The 19,728-nt window shown below is 59.9% G+C and carries 17 protein-coding genes; 8 read left to right on the forward strand and 9 right to left on the reverse strand.

All coding sequences use genetic code 11. From position 1 onward, the window contains the following. Positions 1-53 precede the first annotated feature (53 nt). From BK658_RS04150 to BK658_RS04175, 6 genes are all read right to left on the reverse strand, one after another. Positions 54-878 (reverse strand): ABC transporter permease, encoded by an 825-nt coding sequence (locus BK658_RS04150; RefSeq protein WP_123581182.1) that lies wholly within the window; start codon positions 876-878, stop codon positions 54-56. A gap of 12 nt (positions 879-890) precedes the next feature. After that, on the reverse strand, positions 891-2,138 hold the full coding sequence (locus tag BK658_RS04155; RefSeq protein ID WP_123581183.1) for an ABC transporter permease: 1,248 nt from the start codon (positions 2,136-2,138) through the stop codon (positions 891-893). 230 nt (positions 2,139-2,368) lie between these two features. Beyond that, a complete protein-coding gene (locus BK658_RS04160; protein ID WP_123581184.1) occupies positions 2,369-3,409 on the reverse strand; it encodes an ABC transporter substrate-binding protein in 1,041 nt (346 codons plus the stop codon). Between the two features lie 309 nt (positions 3,410-3,718). Then, positions 3,719-4,846, reverse strand: a complete 1,128-nt coding sequence (locus BK658_RS04165; protein WP_123581185.1) for an ABC transporter ATP-binding protein — start codon at positions 4,844-4,846, stop codon at positions 3,719-3,721. A 274-nt stretch (positions 4,847-5,120) separates the two neighbouring features. After that, positions 5,121-5,750, reverse strand: a complete 630-nt coding sequence (locus BK658_RS04170) for a response regulator (RefSeq protein ID WP_024265168.1) — start codon at positions 5,748-5,750, stop codon at positions 5,121-5,123. A gap of 83 nt (positions 5,751-5,833) precedes the next feature. Then, the gene (locus tag BK658_RS04175; RefSeq protein ID WP_123581186.1) at positions 5,834-8,224 is read right to left on the reverse strand and encodes a PAS domain-containing sensor histidine kinase; all 2,391 of its coding nucleotides are present in this window, start codon (positions 8,222-8,224) and stop codon (positions 5,834-5,836) included. 74 nt (positions 8,225-8,298) lie between these two features. Between BK658_RS04175 and BK658_RS04180 the strand changes: the two genes are divergently transcribed. Next, positions 8,299-9,288, forward strand: a complete 990-nt coding sequence (locus BK658_RS04180) for an alpha/beta hydrolase family protein (RefSeq protein ID WP_123581187.1) — start codon at positions 8,299-8,301, stop codon at positions 9,286-9,288. 100 nt (positions 9,289-9,388) lie between these two features. Here BK658_RS04180 and BK658_RS04185 read toward each other — a convergent pair whose 3' ends face one another. From BK658_RS04185 to BK658_RS04195, 3 genes are read right to left on the reverse strand one after another with little or no spacing between them, the layout of a single operon-like run. Beyond that, a complete protein-coding gene (locus BK658_RS04185) occupies positions 9,389-10,156 on the reverse strand; it encodes a TerB family tellurite resistance protein (RefSeq protein ID WP_123581188.1) in 768 nt (255 codons plus the stop codon). Between the two features lies 1 nt (position 10,157). After that, the gene (gene murU / locus BK658_RS04190) at positions 10,158-10,829 is read right to left on the reverse strand and encodes an N-acetylmuramate alpha-1-phosphate uridylyltransferase MurU (protein WP_123581189.1); all 672 of its coding nucleotides are present in this window, start codon (positions 10,827-10,829) and stop codon (positions 10,158-10,160) included. Further along, positions 10,826-11,851 (reverse strand): aminoglycoside phosphotransferase family protein, encoded by a 1,026-nt coding sequence (locus BK658_RS04195; RefSeq protein ID WP_123581190.1) that lies wholly within the window; start codon positions 11,849-11,851, stop codon positions 10,826-10,828. The genes murU and BK658_RS04195 overlap by 4 nt, the downstream gene beginning before the upstream one ends. Before the next feature lie 130 nt (positions 11,852-11,981). Here BK658_RS04195 and BK658_RS04200 point away from each other — a divergent pair, with 130 nt between their 5' ends. The 7 genes from BK658_RS04200 to glpE all read left to right on the forward strand — a co-directional run bounded on the left by BK658_RS04200 (position 11,982) and on the right by glpE (position 19,659). Further along, complete coding sequence (locus BK658_RS04200) at positions 11,982-14,813, forward strand: LPS-assembly protein LptD (protein ID WP_123581191.1); 2,832 nt, start codon at positions 11,982-11,984, stop codon at positions 14,811-14,813. Then, the gene (surA, locus tag BK658_RS04205; RefSeq protein WP_185019774.1) at positions 14,788-16,110 is read left to right on the forward strand and encodes a peptidylprolyl isomerase SurA; all 1,323 of its coding nucleotides are present in this window, start codon (positions 14,788-14,790) and stop codon (positions 16,108-16,110) included. The genes BK658_RS04200 and surA overlap by 26 nt, the downstream gene beginning before the upstream one ends. Further along, positions 16,107-17,096: a 4-hydroxythreonine-4-phosphate dehydrogenase PdxA gene (gene pdxA, locus BK658_RS04210; protein ID WP_123581192.1), complete on the forward strand. Its 990-nt coding sequence runs from the start codon at positions 16,107-16,109 to the stop codon at positions 17,094-17,096. Before surA ends, pdxA begins: the two co-directional genes overlap by 4 nt. Continuing rightward, on the forward strand, positions 17,093-17,911 hold the full coding sequence (gene rsmA, locus BK658_RS04215; protein WP_123581193.1) for a 16S rRNA (adenine(1518)-N(6)/adenine(1519)-N(6))-dimethyltransferase RsmA: 819 nt from the start codon (positions 17,093-17,095) through the stop codon (positions 17,909-17,911). Before pdxA ends, rsmA begins: the two co-directional genes overlap by 4 nt. 123 nt (positions 17,912-18,034) lie before the next feature. Further along, on the forward strand, positions 18,035-18,415 hold the full coding sequence (gene apaG / locus BK658_RS04220; RefSeq protein ID WP_123424095.1) for a Co2+/Mg2+ efflux protein ApaG: 381 nt from the start codon (positions 18,035-18,037) through the stop codon (positions 18,413-18,415). Continuing rightward, positions 18,415-19,296, forward strand: coding sequence for a symmetrical bis(5'-nucleosyl)-tetraphosphatase (locus BK658_RS04225; protein WP_123581194.1), 882 nt, complete (start codon positions 18,415-18,417; stop codon positions 19,294-19,296). Before apaG ends, BK658_RS04225 begins: the two co-directional genes overlap by 1 nt. Before the next feature lie 33 nt (positions 19,297-19,329). Next, a complete protein-coding gene (glpE, locus tag BK658_RS04230; RefSeq protein ID WP_123581195.1) occupies positions 19,330-19,659 on the forward strand; it encodes a thiosulfate sulfurtransferase GlpE in 330 nt (109 codons plus the stop codon). The last annotated feature ends 69 nt before the right edge of the window (positions 19,660-19,728 follow it).

A 19,728-nucleotide genomic window follows, 5' to 3' on the forward strand; every position in this document is an offset into this window, starting at 1 on the left:
GACAGTCCGCTATCGCGAGCAGGCTCGCTCCCACAGTTGGTCGAGGCGTAGCGTTAAACCTGCGCGGTACGCATTTTCTCGCTGCGGCCACGCAGCCATTCCAGGGTCAGCAGCAGGAACACCGAGAAGGCGATCAGTAGCGTTGCGGCGGCGGCGATGGTCGGGCTGAGGTTTTCGCGGATACCGCTGAACATCTGCCGTGGCAATGTCGCCTGTTGAGGGCCGGCCAGGAACAACGTGACCACCACCTCATCGAACGACGTCGCGAAGGCAAACAGCGCTCCGGAAATGACCCCCGGTGCGATCAACGGCAAGGTCACACGGCGAAACGCCGTCAATGGTGAAGCTCCGAGGCTGGCGGCCGCACGCACCAGGTTCTGGTTAAACCCCTGCAACGTCGCCGACACGGTAATGATCACGAACGGAACGCCCAACACCGCATGCACGACAATCAGCGAAACAAAGCTGTTGCCAAACCCCAGCGGAGCGAAGGCCAGGTAACTGGCCACCCCGATAATCACCACCGGCACCACCATCGGCGAGATCACCAGCGCCATTACCAGCGCCTTGCCGGGGAAGTCGCCACGGGTCAGGCCAATCGACGCCAGCGTGCCGAAAACCATCGCCAACACCGTCGCCGCCGGGGCGACGATCATGCTGTTCTTCAGCGAACGCATCCATTCGGCCGAGGCGAAGAAGTCCTGGTACCAGTGCAACGAGAACCCTTGCAGCGGGTAGACCAGAAAACTCCCCGAGTTGAACGACAGCGGGATGATCACCAGCACCGGCAGAATCAGGAACAACAGGATCAGCCCGCAGAGCGTGCGCAAGCTGTAGAACCACACCCGCTCGACGGGTGACATATAAGGACTCAGCATTTTGATTCTCCCTTAGCTCAGACGCAGGCGGCTCGCGCCTACCAGCCAGCTGTAAATCAGATAGAGCACGATGGTCGCCAACAGCAGCAGCCCACCCAGTGCGGTCGCCATGCCCCAGTTGATGCTGGTGTTGGTGTAGAAGGCAACGAAGTAACTGACCATCTGATCGTTCGGGCTACCGAGCAGCGCCGGAGTGATGTAGTAACCAATCGCCAGGATGAACACCAACAGGCAACCGGCGCCGACACCGGCATAGGTCTGCGGGAAATACACCCGCCAGAAGCTGGCGAACGGATGGCAGCCCAGGGAAATCGCCGCACGCATGTAGGTTGGCGAGATGCCTTTCATCACGCTGTAGATCGGCAGAATCATGAACGGCAGCAGGATGTGCACCATCGAGATGTAAACCCCGGTGCGGTTGAACACCAGTGCCAGCGGCTTATCGATGATGCCCATGGCCATTAACGCGCTGTTGATCAGCCCGCCCGATTGCAACAAGACAATCCACGCCGCCACCCGTACCAGAATCGAGGTCCAGAACGGCAACAACACCAGAATCATCAGCAGGTTGCTTTGACGTGACGGCAGGTTGGCCAGCAGATACGCCAACGGATAGGCCAGCACCAGGCAGATCGCGGTAATGACCAGGCCCATCCAGAAAGTCCGGGCAAAGATCTCGAGGTAGATCGCCTGATCAGGGGTCGCCGGGGCAATTTCGCCGAGGTCGTCGATCCGGTGGTCGACCGCCGCCAACAGGTAATACGGCGTGATGCTGCTGGTGTTGCGGCGTACCGCTTGCCAGTAGGCCGGGTCGCCCCAACGCTCATCCAGCGCTTCGAGTGCGTCTTTATAGGAGGCCGGTTCAGCTTTGAACGGCAGCGCTCGCGCGGTTTTGGTCAACAGGCTGCGATAGCCGGCCAACTCCATATTCAGTCGCTTGGACAGATCGCCCAGGGTTTGATTCTTGCGAGCCTCAAGGAGGTCTTCGCTGGCAGCCTTGAAGACCGGATCCGCCGGCAAGCCTCGGCCATCCCAGCTTGCAATGGCAGCGACGGTGCGCGGCATCCCGCCGACCACTTCCGGGTTACCGACACTTTTGTAGAGCAGCGCCACGATCGGCACCAGAAACACCAACAACAGAAACAGCACCAACGGCGCGATCAGGGCCTGGGCCTTCCAGCGGTTGACCCGTTCGGCATGCGCAAGGCGCTGCTTCAAGGTGCGATTGGTGCCCTCGTTCAGGGGAACGGCGATGGCCATGGCGAACTCCGAAATTCTTGGATCAATCGTTAATGTGGGAGTGGACTTGTGGTGAGGGGGCTTGCCCCCGTTCGGCTGCGAAGCAGTCGTAAAACCATTGCATGCGGTGCATCTGATGCACCGTGATTGCAGGTTTCAGGGCCGCTTCGCGACCCAACGGGGGCAAGCCCCCTCACCACATAAGCTCGCTCCCACATTTGGTGGGCGAGCCCACCAGCAAAGGGTTGTGGTTACTTCGCAGCCCACGAGTTGAAACGCTGTTCCAGTTGCTCGCCGTTGTCAGCCCAGAAGCTGACGTCAATCTGCACCTGGTTGGCGATGTTTTCCGGGGTGGTCGGCATGTCTTTCAGAATCTCTTTGGACAACAGCGGTACGGCTTGGATATTGGCCGGGCCGTAGGCGATGTTTTCCGAATAGGTTTTCTGCTGTTGCGGCATGACCGAGTACGCGATGAATTTCTTCGCGGCTGCGGCGCGGGTTTTATCCAGGCCTTTTGGAATCGCCCATGCATCGAAGTCGTAGATGCCGCCGTTCCATACCACTTTCAGGTTGCTTTCTTTCTGCACGGCAGCAATCCGGCCGTTATAGGCCGAGCTCATGACCACGTCGCCAGAAGCCAGATACTGCGGCGGCTGAGCGCCGGCTTCCCACCATTGAATGCTTGGCTTGAGCTCATCGAGTTTCTTGAAGGCTCGGTCCTGACCGTCCTTGCTGGCCAGCACTTTGTAGACGTCTTTCGGCGCAACGCCGTCGGCCATCAACGCGAATTCCAGGGTGTACTTGGCGCCTTTACGCAGGCCACGTTTGCCCGGGAATTTCTTGGTATCCCAGAAATCCACCCAACTGGTCGGTGCGCTTGCCAGTTTGTCGGCGTTGTAGGCCAAGACGGTCGACCACACGAAGAAGCCCACGCCGCATGGCTGGATGGCGCCCTTCACGTAGTCTTCGGACTTGCCGAACAGCGCCGGGTCGAGCGGCTCGAACATGTCTTCATCGCAACCACGGGACAGTTCTGGTGATTCAACCTCTACCAGATCCCAGGACACGCTCTTGGTGTCGACCATGGCTTTGACCTTGGCCATCTCACCGTTGTATTCACCGGCGACGATCTTGCCGTTGCCCGCGGCTTCCCACGGTGCGTAGAACGCCTTGACCTGCGCCGCCTTGTTCGCGCCGCCAAACGACACCACGGTCAGGTCGGGACCGGCCATTGCATGGGCCGCGCCCATCATGCCAAGTGCCAGTGCTGTGAGTTTCAGGGATCTCAACATTTATTGTTCTCTCCACGTGCAGGGTTGGTGTTGGTAAAGCCGGGGCGATCAGTTCGCCTCAGGGGACGCTCTCAATTGGTTTCCCCACCGCGTTGTCGCCTTAAAGCGGGCCAGGCAAGGCGCAGGCCGCTGGGAATGGTTGTTCCCTTCCCAAGGCCTGCAACGCAGCCTGGCCCGCTTTAAGGCACAACCCGAAGGGCCGGGCCTGCTGTTGTGCAGGGCTGCGTTGCTCGAAGCTTATTTGGAATGACCAAACCACGCTTCTCGCGCCTTGCCCTGCACAACAGCAGACCCGGCGCGGTGTGGAAACTAATTGGGAGCATCCCCTAGTGGGTCGAGCGCGCGAACGTGTTCGACCTGCCAGCCAAGCGGTACCACGTCTCCGACCGCCAGCGCCGGATCAAGCTCGGCGATCGGCTGTTTCACGAAGAAGTCGGTCTTGCCGCAGACTTCCAGGCGAACACGGACGTGATCGCCCAGATAGATGAATTCCGCCACCCTTCCCGAGAAGCGGTTGACGCACGATTCGCTGGACCCATTGAGGCTCACGCGCTCCGGACGAATGGACAGCGTCACTGGCTCGCCGGTCTTGCCGACATTCACCGCCAGCGCTTCGACCTTTTCACCACGCCCCAGCTCAACCACGCAGCGGTCGCCGGTGTGGCTGTGCAAACGGCCGTTGAGACGATTGTTCTCGCCAATGAAGTTGGCGACGAAGGTATTTTTCGGCTTTTCATAGAGCTCGCGCGGCGGCGCGATCTGCTGTATTTCGCCTTGATGGAAGACCGCCACGCGGTCGGACATGGTCAGGGCTTCACCCTGGTCGTGGGTCACGTAGACCACGGTCACGCCGAGGCGCTGGTGCAGGTGTTTGATCTCCATCTGCATGTGTTCACGCAGCTGTTTATCCAACGCACCCAGCGGTTCGTCCATCAGCACCAGTTGTGGTTCGAATACCAGCGCCCGGGCCAAGGCCACACGTTGTTGCTGACCACCGGAAAGCTGCGCCGGATAACGCTGGGCGAACGCGTCGAGCTGAACCATGCTCAGCACGCGCTTGACCCGGTCACTGACGTCACTTTTGTTCAGACCACGAACGGTCAGCGGGAACGCGAGGTTCTCGGCCACGGTCATGTGCGGGAACAATGCATAGTTCTGGAACACCATGCCGATGTCGCGCTTGTGCGGCGGCACGTTGTTGATCGCACGTCCGGCCAGCAGGATTTCGCCGGCGGTCGGCGTTTCGAAACCGGCGAGCATCATCAGACTGGTGGTCTTGCCGGAGCCGGACGGCCCGAGCAAGGTGAGGAATTCGCCTTTGCGAATCTCCAGGTTGAGGTCTTTGACGATCAGGTTCTCGCCGTCGTAGCTCTTTTGCACTCCACGAAAGCTGACCAGAACATCATTCGCTCCAGCGCTTGAATCGACCTCGCTCATACCTGCACCTTTGTATTCTTTATATGTAGGACTGCTGAGGACTAAGCCTAGTGGAGCCTGCAGACCGCGCAAATCGGGGTGCAGGAGAGAATCGCCTCAGCCGGATGGAAGGTTGGGTGTAGGGATTGCCCTACAAGGATGGCGAGATTGGGTATGTCGACAAGCAATAGTGGCCAGCGTCAGGCTGCAAGCCATAAGAACCGGCAAAAACAGTTTTGGAGGGATGTCGTAAATGGATATGCGTATGCGCTCCCACAGGGTATAGCGGTGTTCTTCAGAGGAGCTTGTGCTCCATCGCGTACTTCACCAGTTCGGCGAGGGAGGTTATGTTGAGTTTCTGCATTAGCCGCGCCTTATGGGTGCTTATGGTTTTGCTGCTCAACGCCAGTTGCTGGGCAATGTCATTGACATTGGCACCCTGGGCCAGGCGCTCGAACACCGAAAACTCGCGCTCCGAGAGCAACGAATGCAGCGGCCGCGAATCCGTCAGGCCGACCTCGAAGACCATTCGGTCTGCCAGCTCCGGATCGATGTAACGCCCGCCTGCCGCGACTTTGCGAATCGCCGTCAGCAGCAACGCCGGATCGCTGTCCTTGGTGGCATAACCGGCAGCGCCGACCTTCAGTGCACGAGCCGCCATTTGCGCCTCGTCGTGCATCGACAGCACCAGGATCGCCGGCGGATTGTTCAGTGCGCGAATCCGCGGAATCGCCTCCAGCCCGTTAACCCCGGGCATGGAGATATCCAGCAACACCACCTCGCAGGGAATGTGGCGCAAGGTCTCGAGCAGTTGCTCGCCATTGCTCGCCTCCCCCACCACCAGCAAATCCTTGGCGAGGCCGATCAACTGTTTGATGCCTTCACGGACGATGGTGTGGTCTTCGGCTACCAGTACACGGATCACGCTTTTCTCCTCATTGATGGGTTTAGCGCCTTAAAAGATCGCAGCCTGCGGCAGTTCCTGCAGGGGTACGCCCCGATCTTTCATCAATCCAGCGGCACACACACGCACAGGGTCGTGCCCTCGCCCGGCTCACTCTCCAGCGACAACTGGCCGCCCATGATCAGCACCCGCTCACGCATGCCGACCACCCCAAAGGACGTCGGCCTGCCCTCGGGGGCGACAAAACCTACGCCATCATCGCTGACCGTCAGGCACAACTCGTCGCCTTCCAGCACCAGTGTCAGTTCAACAGTATGCGCCTGCGCATGGCGCATGACATTGGTCAGCGCCTCCTGAAGAATCCGGAACAGACCGATAGCCTTGGCGTCGCTGAGGGTCGGCAGGTTATCCGGCACTTGCACCAGACACGGGATCTGCGTGCGCGCTTCGAAACGCCGGGCCTGCCACTCGATGGCAGACGCGATCCCGGCATCGAGAATCGGCGGGCGCAAGGCCGTGGCCACGTCCCGCACCAGCTGGAACAGTTGGGCGATCAGGCGCTTCATACTGTTGAGACGGTCACTCAAGCCCGGATCGAGTTCGGCGTAGGCCAATTCGCACATCGAGGTTTCCAGCTTCAGCACCGTCAGCATCTGACCCAATTCATCGTGGACTTCCCGGGCAATCCGGGCCTTTTCCTCTTCCCGCACGCTTTCCAGGTGCGCAGACAGTTCACGCAATTGCTCGCGGGAGCTGGCCAGCTCCAGCTCGATGCGTTTGCTCTCGCTGATGTCCCAGACAATTCCGTCCCAGACGAATGCGCCATCGTCGAGCCGGCGCGTGATGGCCTTGATCTCGGCCCAGCGCTGCTCGCCCTGGCGAGTGAGAATCCGGCCTTGCCACGACCAGTCACTGTCGGTGTCCAATGCGTGATCCTGGGTCTGGTGATAACTCGCCTTGTCATCCGGATGCACCAGACTGCGCAGCCCCATGTCGCGACGGCTCAAGGTTGCCGGTGAATACCCCACCAGACTCTCGCTGCCCTCGCTGATGTAGGCAAAGTCGATTTGCCCGGTCACCGGCGCCCGTTCCAGGCGAAAGACCAGACCCGGCACGTTGGCGGCAATCCCCTGCAACCGTGCTTCGCTTTCCTGCAAGGCAGCCAACGCCCGACGGCGCTCGGTAACGTCGTTGAGGTAAACGACCAGATATTCGCCATCGCGAAACCGCAGAAAACTCAATGACACGTCGGCCGGAAGAATGCTGCCATCGGCGCGCACGCAGTTGGTTTCGAAACTTTGTGGCGCGTCCTCGCTGCCCCGGGCACTCTTCCACAGGCTCAACCAACGGTCCATGTGCAACCCGGGCTCGAAGTCGATCAGTGGCCGATCAATGACGCCACCCGGTGCATAACCGAGCATCGCCTCCGCCGCACGGTTGGCGTAACGCACATGACTGTCCCAATTGACCCAGAGGATCCCGACCGTGCTTTGATCAATCGAAAACTGCGTCAGGCGCAACGCTTCTTCGCTGGCCTCGCGCAGGGCAATGTCTTCGCGGGCTGCCAGTAAACGCTGCTCAAGGGTATGTTGCTGACGGCGCTGCCACAGCACGATGGCCATGCTGCTGAGGAACAACACAGCCAACAACAGGCAAAGGTTTTGCCAGAACCCCGGCGACTCGGTCAGGCGCGGGTATTTGGGTTGCAGCCAGCTCGCGTGCAACTGCTCAAGATCTTTGGCGGGAATCGCATGCAAGGCGCTTTCGACGATGCCGGCCAACTCCGGCCAGTCGCGGCGGGTCGCCACCCGTAGCAATTGCGGCAGGCCGATATCGCCGACCACCACCAACCCGGAGAATTCGGGTTCGATCGACAAACGGCTGAGTTGAGCTTCATCAACGACAGCGTAGCGGGCCTGTTGAGCCAGCAGCAGTTGCAGTGCCTCACGCTCCGTCGGCACACCTTGCAAGTTGAGATTGCCGTAAGTGTTGCGTAGATAATCGGCAACCGCACCAGGCATGCGTACAGCGACCCGCGAATGGCTATCGAGTTTTTCCAGTTCGATGGCACCGGCGCCCTTCTGTTCGCCGACCACCAGTTGCGGCACACGCATGTATGGGTCGCTGAACTGCCACAGACGCAAGCCGGCGGGGGTTTGGGTCATACCCGGCGCGAGGTCGACTTCACCTTCGCGCACGGCTTCTTCCAGTTGCGCCACATCAGGAAAGTGGCGCCACGAGAACTCGATATTCAGCGAGCGGGCTACCCACTGCATCAATTCGATATTGGCTCCGGACAACCGCTGCAAGCGCCGGTCGTACTGTGCAAAAGGTGCTTGCAGCACCACACCCACGCGCAGTTCGTTGTGCTCGGCGAGCCACTGGCGCTGCTCGACGCTCAACGGCGCTCCACGCGCAGGCAACGCCGGTGCCGCCCATGCCATCAAGGGAAGCCAGCAACAGCCGATAACCAACAGGCAGCGAAAACGCATCATCCGAAGTCTCACACACTGACAAATACTGACCAACCCATTAGGCTGCCGGGATTACTTCTGGCCTGGAATATCCGATGCCCCCTGTCTACCGCTTGGCACTGCCAGCATTGTGCCTGTCGCTGATCCTGCCTTGTGCCTTTTCAGCTCAGGCTGCCGCCCCGGCATCCGCTACCGCGGAAAAACCCGCCGAAGCAAAACCAGCCGAACGCCAGCCTCTGCCAGAGCGTAGCCAGGAAAAAGCCGTCGCTCTCGAACGAACGGTTCCCACGCAAGAACAACAGTCGTTGCAGGCTGGCAGTGACAGCTTTCTCGCGCTGTGGAAGCCGGCCAATACCAGCACCCCAAAAGGTGCGGTGATTATCATCCCAGGCGCTGGAGAAACCGCTGATTGGCCTCAAGCTATCAGTCCCTTGCGGCAAAAACTGCCCGATGCCGACTGGGGCAGCCTGAGTCTTACTCTGCCAGACCTGCAAAGCAATGCCCCGCAAGCGCGCGTCGTGAACGTCGCACCCGCGCCCGCCAAAACCGAGACTGGCAGCAAAGACGCCAGCACTGCGGCCCCTATCGAGCAAGTGGCCGGCGGTGAAGGAGATATCGCCGATCGCGCGGTTGCCGAGACCAGCGAAGAGCAAGCCAAGGCTGACGCCGAGCGGATCTACGCACGGATCGACGCAGCCATTGCGTTCGCCGAACAACAAAATGCTCGCAGCATCGTCTTGCTCGGTCACGGTACGGGGGCTTATTGGGCCGCACGCTACCTGAGCGAAAAACAACCGTCGCAAGTCGCGAAATTCGTGATGGTCGCCGCGCAGGCACCCGTGACCGCCAAGCCCGGTCTGGCCGAACTGACCACCACCTTGAAACTGGCTACCTTCGACATCTACTACAAGGACAAGGCACTGGTGCAGAGTGCTGCCCTGGAGCGCTTGCAGGCCAGTAAACGCCTGAAGGCCTCGACGTTCAGTCAGCTTGCGCTCAAGACCTTGCCCGGTAACAGCGCTGCCGAACAGGAGCAATTGTTCCGGCGGGTGCGCGGTTGGTTGAATCCGCAGAAAGCAGACTAAGCAAAAGCAAAAGATCGCAGCCTGCGGCAGCTCCTACATTGGGTTATGCGTACACCTGTAGGAGCTGCCGCAGGCTGCGATCTTTTGACCTTCCAGGCCGTTAACGAAAATTCCGTCGCTCGCGAATCAACGTATAGGCGCTGTGCAACTCGCGAGTCTTGTCAGTCGCTTCGCGCACCTGAGCAGCAGTCGCCCCGCTGCCGGCAATCTTGTCCGGGTGATGGCGACTGAGCAAACGTCGATACGCACGCTTGATTTGCGACGGCTCACTGGTGGCAGACACCCCGAGCACCCGCAGCGCCTCCTGATAAGCTGCGGCACTGTTTACCAGTGTTTTTTTGTGCGGCTCGTAATCACTGGCCAGGGCCTGCACTTGCTCCGGCGTCCAGCCCAGCCACTTGCCCCACTGCGAAATCAGCTCACGCTCCGCGCTTCCGGCACGCCCGTCGGCCCAGACCATCCGCCAACAGGCGCGCAAGACACCTTCGGCGGCATGCGGCTGCGCGCTTAAACGGCGCAGGTAGCCGCGCAAGTGATCATGCCCCGACTTGCCACGGTTGAACGCCGCGATTGCGCGTTTCTGCGCCGATTCGCTCATGTCCAGCGAACGCATTTCCTGACGCGCCTGGTGGATATGACCATCCACCACCCGGCCATCGCTCTTGGCCAGACGCCCAAGCAATACAAACAACAATTCATCGTTACGCAACATCGGCCGGCCACCGAGTCGCTCACGCAAATGCCCGAGGCTTTGCAGTTGCAAGCGCCGGTCCAGCGCCTGCCCTAACAATGCGCCGAGCATGGCCCCCGGAATGCTGGCTATGGCAAAGCCCGCTCCGGCTCCGATCAGAGTCCCTGGCCACAACATATCAGTAGCTCGCTTCTATCAATTGTTCGACTTCGGCCAGACGTTCGTGAGTGCCGACATCGACCCAGTGCCCACGCAGGCGCTCGCCGCTCACCTGCCCTTGCGCCATGGCGTCGCGCAACAACGGAGCCAGTTTGAAGGCGCCGTCCGCGCATGCCGCGAAGAGCTTTGGATGCAGCACCGCGATGCCACTGTAGGTGAGCGTTTGCGCACCTGGCTGGCCGTCCCGCACTTGACCATCGACCAGACTGAAATCACCGCTCGGGTGATGGTCCGGGTTGTCGACCAGCACCAGATGGGCCAGGCCCGCCATCGGCTGACGCAATGCCGTGAAGTCGTAATCGGTCCAGATATCACCGTTGACCACCACAAAGGCGTCATTCCCCAGGAGCGGCAAGGCGCGGAAGATCCCGCCGCCCGTCTCCAGCGGTTCACCTTCCGGCGAGTACTGGATACTCAGGCCATAACGCGATCCATCGCCCAGGTAATCTTCGATCTGCTGTCCCAGCCAGGCGTGATTGATCACCACCTCGCTGAAACCTGCCGCCGCCAGCGCTCGCAGGTGGTACTCGATCAGCGGCACCCCGCCAACGCGCACCAGCGGCTTGGGTGTAGTCAGGGTCAGCGGACGCATGCGCTCGCCTTTACCAGCCGCCAGAATCATTGCCTTCATGCAGTCACTCCTACCGACTGGCGCAGACTGGCCAGCAACACATCCAGTTCCACCAGCTCAGGACGACGAGCAACCACTGCTTCTATATAAGCAAAGAAGCGCGGCACATCGCCGAGGTAACGCGGCTTGCCGTCGCGGTGGCAGATGCGGGCGAAAATGCCGATCACTTTCAGGTGACGCTGCACACCCATCAGGTCACTGGCACGCAGGAAGTCTTCGAAATCAGGCTGAACCGGAATACCGAGCGCAGCCGCTTGTTGCCAGTACTCCGCCAGCCAGCCGCGCACACGCTCCTCGGGCCAACTGAGGAAGGCGTCCTTGAACAGGCACGTCACGTCATAAGTCACCGGCCCGTACACCGCGTCCTGGAAATCCAGCACGCCGGGGTTAGGCTCACTGAGCATCAGGTTGCGTGGCATGTAGTCGCGATGCACCAGCACTTTCGGTTGGGCCAGGGCGCTATCGATCAGCTTGTCGCTGACTTGCTGCCAGAGCATTTGCTGCGCCGGATCGAACTCGATGCCCAGCTCGCGCTTCACGTACCACTCTGGGAACAGTTCCAGCTCGCGGCGCAACAGTGCCACGTCATAGCTGGGCAGTGGCGCATCCATCGGCAACTGCTGAAAAGCCAGCAACGCTTGCAAGGCATCCTTGAACAAATCGTCGGCGTTTTCGCTGTCGATCACGTCCAGATAGGTCTTGTTGCCCAGGTCATTGAGCAAAAGAAAACCGCGTTCAAGGTCTTCTGCGTAGATTTTTGGCACGTTAATTCCGGATTTCGCCAGTAAAAAGGCGATATCCACGAACGGTTTACAGTTTTCCTGGGGCGGCGGAGCGTCCATCACGACAAAGCTGCGGCCGGCGCCCTCCCAACGGAAGTAACGGCGGAAACTCGCGTCGCTGCTGGCCGCGGTCAACGTGGCCGGGGGCACGGCACCCCATCCTTGCGCGGCAAACAGCGTTGCCAATTGCTCATCGAGCCAAACTTTCAGGTGTTGCAAGCGTACATCTTGGTCAGGCATTACAAGGGTCTCCGACGGCGCTAGCCGTCAAGCGGGTCATGCTTTATTATCCAGCATCTTTTTCAGACCATCGAGAGGCGTGCGGCCCACACCGCGGGCAGATGGCACGCAGGAAGCCCGGACTAATAAGATGGCATTGAAATCCCCCGCGTTTCGTAAAAAATTTCCGTTGTTGGTCACCGGCAGTTTGCTGGCCCTGCAACCTCTAGCCACTTCGTTCGTGGTCGCCGCGGAACAGTATGACTGCTCAGTCTCTGCTTCGGGTGCCTGGGACTGCGCGCCAAAAGCCAACGCAGCCCAATTACCACCACGCCCTGTACATGAGGGCAGCGCGGTCAGTTCGGGCAACGAGTCAACGGCCGAGAGCAGCACTGCAGGTGGCGAAACCGCCAACAAGCCTGTGCTGGTCACCGAAGCCAAGGGCCGCGCCCTGAAGTCGCGCAGCGCCGACTACAGCCACCTCGACTGGGTCCCGCGTGAGAAGCTCACCGCTGCCCAATTGGCTGAAACAGGTCCTTATTGCTCTGGTTCCTATATCGAACCGATTCGTCCTGGCATGAATGACACGACGAATAAAAGTGATGCCCCGACGTTTATCGGCGCCAAAGCCTCCCGCTACCAGCAGGAAGAACAGGTGGCGACCCTCGCTGGTGACGTGGTCATGCGCCAGGGCAGCATGCAGGTCGAGGCCGATGAAGCCAACCTGTATCAAGCCGAAAACCGTGGCGATCTGAACGGTAACGTTCGCGTGCGCGACAACGGTGCGCTGATCGTCGGCGATCACGCTGAAGTGCAACTCGATACCGGTGAAGCCCAGGTCGACAACGCCGAATACGTGATGCACAAATCCCGTGTCCGCGGCAGCGCGCTGTATGCCAAACGTGCGGAAAACGCGATCATCCGCCTCAAGGATGGTACGTACACCACGTGCGAACCGAACAGCAACGCCTGGCAGCTCAAGGGCAACAACATCACCTTGAACCCGGCGACCGGTTTCGGTACCGGGACCAACGTGACACTGCGGGTCAAGGACATTCCGGTGTTCTACACCCCGTATATCTATTTCCCGATCGATAACCGTCGCCAGTCCGGCTTCCTGCCGCCAAGCTTCAGCACCAGCGGCAAAACCGGCTTCATGCTGGAAACACCGTATTACTTCAACCTGGCACCGAACTACGATGCCACGTTGTATCCGCGCTACATGAGCAAGCGCGGCATGTTGATGGAAGGCGAGTTACGCTACCTGACCAAGTCCAGCGAAGGTCAGTTCGGCGCCGCGTACCTCAACGACGATGACACCGAACGCAAGTTGCAGTCCGACTACGAAAAAACCCGCTACATGTACAACTGGCAACACAAGGGCGGGCTTGATTCGCGGATACTCACCCAGGTCGACTACACCAAGATCAGCGATCCGTACTACTTCCAGGATCTGCAGACCGGGCAACTGGGCGTCAAAAGTGTTTCCGACTACGTGAACCAGCAAGGTGCTGTCACCTACCGTGGCGACACCTTCAATGCACGCCTCAACGTGCAGGCCTACCAGCTGGCGTCGGTATCGAACATCACGCCTTACAATCGTCTGCCGCAGATCACCTTCAATGGTTTCCTGCCGCAAAAACCGGGCGGGCTGAACTTCGCTTACGAAACAGAAGCCGTGCGGTTTGAGCGGAGCCTGAAAACAGGCAACTATTTCGACGAGGATGGTGGTCCTTTTGATGCGAATGGCAATGCTGTAGGCACCCCTCGTCTGGACACCAACGTCTTCGGTGTGGCGCGCGCCAACGGCAATCGCTTCAATGCGGCGCCAAGTATCAGTCTTCCGCTCAACGCGACCTACGGCTTCCTGAAACCAACGCTCAAGTATCAGTACACTCAGTACGATCTTGACCTGGACAGTACCGGTAAAGGCCAGGTCGCCGGTCAGACCGCGGAACAGGATCGCCTCCTCGGCACCTACAGCCGAAATCAGAGTCGTGCGATCCCTATCGCGAGCATCGATAGCGGCCTGTACTTTGACCGTAACACCCAATGGTTCGGCAAGAACTATCGCCAGACCCTGGAACCTCGCCTGTACTATCTCTATGTTCCCGAGAAAGACCAGAGCAATATCCCTGTGTTCGACACCGGCGAGTACACGTTCAACTACGCATCGCTGTTCCGCGACAACCGCTTCTCGGGCTCCGACCGCGTCGGCGACGAAAACAAGTTGTCGCTGGGCGTGACCAACCGCTGGATTGAAGACAACGGGTTCGAACGTCAACGCATCAGCGTCGGCCAGGCCATGTATTTCAAGGACCGCAAAGTACAGCTGCCAGGTATCGATGCAACAACCCGTGCCGATGCACAGTCCAACGTTTCGCCGTACGCCCTGGAATACGAATATCGCTGGAACCGCGATTGGCGGACCACGGCTGACTACAACTGGGACCCGGACAGCCGCAAACCTCGCTCGGGTAGCGCGATGTTTCACTACCAGCCTGAAGACAACCCGAACAAGGTCATCAACGCCGGTTACCGCTATCGCAATGACATGGTTCGCTACGACCAGACGACGGGTAAGTGGACTGTGGGTGGCGGTGACTATGGCACCCCTGGCACACCTGGCTACGTGAAGGATTACTACAAGATCAAACAGCACGACTTCTCGGTTATCTGGCCAGTCGTGCCGCAATGGAATGCCATCAGCCGTTGGCAGTACGACTACAACCGCAATCGTACCCTGGAAGCCTTCGGTGGTTTCGAGTACGACAACTGCTGCTGGAAACTGCGCCTGATCAACCGTTACTGGGTGTCGTATGACGAATTCAGTCAAGCAGCCCCGCAAAACGAAAAAGGCGACCATGGCGTCTTCCTCCAAATTGTTCTGAAAGGTCTCGGTGGCGTTGTTGGCACCAAGGTAGAGAGCTTCCTCGACAAAGGCATTCAAGGTTATCGTGAACGTGAAGACCAAGCTTTCTGATTGTCTGCGCCCGCTGCTGCTGGGCGCGCTGTTCCTGGGTACCGCGGCTAGCGCCGCGGTACAGTCCATCGACAAAGTGGTGGCCATCGTCGACAACGACGTGGTCATGCAGAGTCAGTTGGACCAGCGGGTCCATGAAGTTCAGCAAACCATCGCCAAGCGCGGTGGCGGTACACCACCAACCAGCGTGCTGGAACAGCAGGTGCTCGAGCGCCTGATCGTCGAAAACCTGCAACTGCAGATCGGCGAGCGTTCCGGCATCCGCATTACCGATGAAGAACTGAACCAGGCCGTCGGCACCATTGCCCAGCGCAACAACATGACGGTGGATCAGTTCCGTGCGGCACTGACTCACGACGGCCTGTCTTACGACGACGCTCGTGACCAGATCCGTCGCGAGATGATCATCAGCCGTGTTCGTCAGCGTCGTGTGGCCGAGCGGATTCAGGTGTCCGAGCAGGAAGTGAAAAACTTCCTCGCCTCCGACCTCGGTAAAGTGCAACTCTCTGAAGAACTGCACCTGGCCAACATCCTGATCCCGACCCCGGAAAGCGCTAATTCGGAAGCAATCCAGAACGCTGCGCGCCAGGCCATGGATATCTATCAGCAGCTCAAGAAGGGTGCTGACTTCTCTCAACTGGCCATTGCCAAATCCGCGAGCGACAACGCACTGGAAGGCGGCGACATGGGCTGGCGTAAAGCGGCTCAACTGCCACCTCCGTTCGACCGTGAGCTAAGCGCGATGTCAGTGGGCGAAATCACCCAACCGGCACGTACACCGGGCGGTTTCATCATCCTCAAAGTGCTGGGAAAGCGCGGCGGCGGCAATCAGGTGCGTGACGAAGTACACGTTCGCCACATCCTGATCAAACCAAGCGAAATCCGCAGCGAAGAAGAAACCAAGCGTCTGGCGCAGAAACTCTACGATCGTATTTCTGCGGGCGAAGACTTCGCTGAACTGGCGAAAAGCTACTCGGAAGACCCGGGTTCTGCCCTTAACGGCGGCGACCTCAACTGGATCGACCCGAACGCGCTGGTGCCGGAATTCCGCGAAGTAATGGCCAAGACCCAACAAGGTCAGCTGTCCAAGCCGTTCAAGACTCAATATGGCTGGCACGTTCTGGAAGTCCTTGGCCGCCGCGCCACCGACAGCACCAACCAGGCCCGTGAACAGCAGGCCATGACCGTACTGCGTAACCGCAAATACGACGAAGAGCTGCAAACCTGGTTGCGTCAGATCCGTGACGAAGCCTACGTTGAAATCAAGCTCCCTGGCGTCGACCAGGCGGCGAAGTGAACCCCAAGCGTTTTGCGCTGACACCCGGCGAGCCGGCCGGCATAGGTCCTGACCTGTGCCTGCTACTCGCCTCGCAAGCCCAGCCACATCCCCTGATTGCCATTACCAGCCGCGACCTGCTCCTTGAGCGGGCCGCGCAGCTTGGCGTGGTCGTTGATCTGCTGCCGGTAACACCGGACAGCTGGCCGGACGTTCCTGCGCCGGCCAACAGCCTGTACGTCTGGGATACTCCGCTCAGTGCACCGGTTACCGCCGGACAACTGGACAAGGCCAATGCCGCCTTTGTCCTGGAAACCCTGACCCGCGCAGGCCAGGGCTGCCTGGACGGGCACTTCGCCGGAATGATTACCGCCCCTGTGCACAAGGGCGTGATCAATGAGTCGGGCATCGCCTTCTCCGGCCACACCGAGTTTCTCGCAGACCTGACCCACACCCCTCAAGTGGTGATGATGCTCGCCACACACGGCTTGCGGGTCGCGCTGGTTACCACGCACCTGCCGTTGCGGGAGATTGCCGATGCAATCACCCCTGAACGCCTGGAGCGGGTCACACGGATTCTGCACACCGACCTGCAACAGAAGTTCGGCATCGCCCAGCCACGCATCCTCGTTTGCGGACTCAACCCGCATGCCGGCGAAGGCGGACACCTGGGCCACGAAGAAATCGACATCATTGAACCAACCCTGGAGCGTCTGCGCGCTGAAGGCATGGACCTGCGTGGTCCCCTGCCCGCCGACACTCTGTTTACCCCCAAATATCTGGAGCACTGCGATGCGGTGCTGGCGATGTACCACGACCAGGGCCTGCCTGTGCTGAAATACAAAGGCTTCGGCGCGGCAGTCAACGTGACCCTCGGCTTGCCGATCATCCGCACTTCAGTCGACCACGGCACCGCCCTGGACCTGGCTGGCAGCGGAAAAATCGACACCGGCAGCCTGCAAGTCGCCCTGGAAACCGCCTACCAGATGGCCGAGACCCGTTTATGACCGAGCATTATCAACACCGGGCGCGCAAGCGTTTCGGCCAGAACTTCCTGCACGATGCCGGCGTTATCGACCGCATCCTGCGCTCCATTCACGCCAAGCCCGAAGACCGTCTGCTGGAAATCGGCCCGGGCCAGGGCGCGCTCACCGAAGGCCTGCTCAACAGCGGCGCCCAACTGGACGTGGTTGAGCTGGACAAGGACCTGATCCCGATCCTCAACCAGCAATTCGCCGGCAAGAGCAATTTCAACCTGCACCAGGGCGATGCACTGAAGTTCGACTTCAACAGCTTGAATGCCGCACCCAACAGCCTGCGCGTGGTCGGCAACTTGCCGTACAACATCTCCACGCCGCTGATTTTCCACCTGCTGAACAACGCAGGCATCATTCGCGACATGCACTTCATGCTGCAAAAGGAAGTGGTCGAGCGTCTGGCGGCAGGTCCTGGCGGTGGCGATTGGGGTCGTCTGTCAATCATGGTTCAGTACCACTGCCGGGTCGAACACCTGTTCAACGTCGGCCCTGGTGCGTTCAACCCACCACCGAAAGTCGACTCGGCGATCGTCCGCCTGGTGCCGCACGCCGTGCTGCCGCACCCGGCCAAAGACCATCGTTTACTGGAACGCGTGGTTCGCGAAGCCTTCAACCAGCGCCGCAAAACCCTGCGCAACACCCTCAAGGCCCTGCTGAGCAACGCCGAAATCGAAGCCGCCGGCGTCGATGGTAGCCTGCGTCCCGAGCAGCTCGATCTGGCAGCCTTCGTCCGCCTGGCTGACAAGCTCAGCGAACAAGTCGCCGAGCAGCCTGCCGACATCTGACAGGCCAGAAGCGTTATCGGGTAGGACACCAGCGCCCATGTCTGGTTTACTATCCGATACCTGGCCTAGACTGACCTCAATCAGTTACGCCCCGCGTCCCGCTTTGCTTTTAAGGCCTCTTGCATGTCCGATCCTCGTTATCAGGTCGACGTCAGCGTCGTCACCCGCTATCTGGCAGAACAATCGCAACCCGAGCAAGACCGCTTTGCCTTCGCCTACACCATTACCGTACAGAACAACGGCCTGCTACCGGCCAAGTTGCTCTCGCGGCACTGGGTGATCACCGATGGCGACGGCCATGTCGAAGAGGTGCGCGGTGCAGGCGTGGTTGGCCTGCAACCGCTGATCGGTGTCGGCCAGAGCCACACCTACAGCAGCGGCACCGTGATGACCACCCGCGTTGGCAACATGCAGGGGACTTATCAAATGCTCGCCGAAGACGGTAAACACTTCGACGCCATCATCGCGCCATTTCGCCTGGCGGTGCCCGGAGCCCTGCACTGATGGCGACGTACGCCATCGGCGACCTGCAAGGCTGCCTCGAACCACTGCAATGCCTGCTCAAGCGGGTTGCCTTTGACCCTGCAGAGGATTATCTGTGGCTGGTTGGCGACCTGGTCAACCGGGGCCCGCAATCGCTGGAAACCCTGCGTTTCCTCTATAGCATCCGTGAATCGCTGGTGTGTGTCTTGGGCAACCATGACCTGCACCTGCTGGCCGCCGGCTACAACATCGAGCGCCTGAGGAAAGCCGACACCCTGCGCGAGATCCTCGACGCGCCGGATCGCAAAAAACTGCTTGAGTGGCTGCGCCAGCAAAAGCTCATGCACTACGACGAACAGCGCGGCATTGCGTTGGTCCATGCCGGCATACCGCCGCAGTGGTCCCTGCGCAAAGCCTTGAAGTGCGCCGCCGAAGTCGAAGAAGCATTGCGTGACGACAACCGCATCACGCCCTACCTCGATGGCATGTATGGCAACGAACCGCTTAAGTGGGACGGCGACCTTAAAGGTGTAGCCCGCCTGCGGGTGATTACCAACTACTTCACCCGCATGCGTTTCTGTACCAGCGACGGCAAGCTTGATCTCAAAAGCAAGGAAGGCCTCGATAGCGCGCTACCGGGTTACGCCCCCTGGTTTTCACACCAGCAACGCAAGACCCGCGGCAAGAAGATCATTTTCGGCCATTGGGCCGCGCTCGAAGGTAAATGTAACGAACCCGGCATCTTCGCCCTGGACACCGGTTGCGTCTGGGGCGGTTCGATGACCTTGATGAACGTCGACACCGGCGAGCGCCTGCATTGCAAATGCGATGCTCAGGGCCGCGCCGCGCCGCACGCCACCTCAACTACCCCCGAACTATTGTCGGCCAGCGCCAAGCGCTAGGCTGCGCTTTCAGCCAGGCCACAGGAGCCCGCCATGAGCGAATTCAAACGTATCCCCCCAGAACAGGCCCAGGCCCTGCGCGAACAAGGCGCGGTGGTGGTCGATGTCCGCGACCCGGCAACTTTTGCCGCACTGCACATCAGCGGATCGAAGCATCTGGATAATCATTCCCTGCACGCATTCATTACCGCCGCCGACCTCGACGCACCGACCGTAGTGGTTTGCTATCACGGTAATTCCAGCCAGGGCGCCGCGGCGTATCTGGTCAGCCAGGGCTTTTCCGACGTCTACAGCATGGACGGCGGATTCGAGCTGTGGCGTACGATTTACCCTTCGGAAACAACGCAAGGCACTGCCGAATAATTTTTTTCACACGCTCCAGCCCACGCCCGCCGTGGGCTGACGAACGGTAGTCATAACAAAACTACGCAT

This window comes from Pseudomonas brassicacearum (assembly GCF_003732175.1).
Lineage (GTDB): Bacteria > Pseudomonadota > Gammaproteobacteria > Pseudomonadales > Pseudomonadaceae > Aquipseudomonas > Aquipseudomonas brassicacearum_G.

Excerpts from the sequence above, each read along its gene's own strand:
- BK658_RS04150 (WP_123581182.1), bottom strand. The coding sequence starts at position 878 with ATGCTGAGTCCTTATATGTCACCCGTCGAGCGGGTGTGGTTCTACAGC.
- BK658_RS04155 (WP_123581183.1), bottom strand. The coding sequence starts at position 2,138 with ATGGCCATCGCCGTTCCCCTGAACGAGGGCACCAATCGCACCTTGAAG.
- BK658_RS04160 (WP_123581184.1), bottom strand. The coding sequence starts at position 3,409 with ATGTTGAGATCCCTGAAACTCACAGCACTGGCACTTGGCATGATGGGC.
- BK658_RS04165 (WP_123581185.1), bottom strand. The coding sequence starts at position 4,846 with ATGAGCGAGGTCGATTCAAGCGCTGGAGCGAATGATGTTCTGGTCAGC.
- BK658_RS04175 (WP_123581186.1), bottom strand. The coding sequence starts at position 8,224 with ATGATGCGTTTTCGCTGCCTGTTGGTTATCGGCTGTTGCTGGCTTCCC.
- BK658_RS04180 (WP_123581187.1), top strand. The coding sequence starts at position 8,299 with ATGCCCCCTGTCTACCGCTTGGCACTGCCAGCATTGTGCCTGTCGCTG.
- BK658_RS04185 (WP_123581188.1), bottom strand. The coding sequence starts at position 10,156 with ATGTTGTGGCCAGGGACTCTGATCGGAGCCGGAGCGGGCTTTGCCATA.
- murU (WP_123581189.1), bottom strand. The coding sequence starts at position 10,829 with ATGAAGGCAATGATTCTGGCGGCTGGTAAAGGCGAGCGCATGCGTCCG.
- BK658_RS04195 (WP_123581190.1), bottom strand. The coding sequence starts at position 11,851 with ATGCCTGACCAAGATGTACGCTTGCAACACCTGAAAGTTTGGCTCGAT.
- BK658_RS04200 (WP_123581191.1), top strand. The coding sequence starts at position 11,982 with ATGGCATTGAAATCCCCCGCGTTTCGTAAAAAATTTCCGTTGTTGGTC.
- rsmA (WP_123581193.1), top strand. The coding sequence starts at position 17,093 with ATGACCGAGCATTATCAACACCGGGCGCGCAAGCGTTTCGGCCAGAAC.
- apaG (WP_123424095.1), top strand. The coding sequence starts at position 18,035 with ATGTCCGATCCTCGTTATCAGGTCGACGTCAGCGTCGTCACCCGCTAT.
- BK658_RS04225 (WP_123581194.1), top strand. The coding sequence starts at position 18,415 with ATGGCGACGTACGCCATCGGCGACCTGCAAGGCTGCCTCGAACCACTG.
- glpE (WP_123581195.1), top strand. The coding sequence starts at position 19,330 with ATGAGCGAATTCAAACGTATCCCCCCAGAACAGGCCCAGGCCCTGCGC.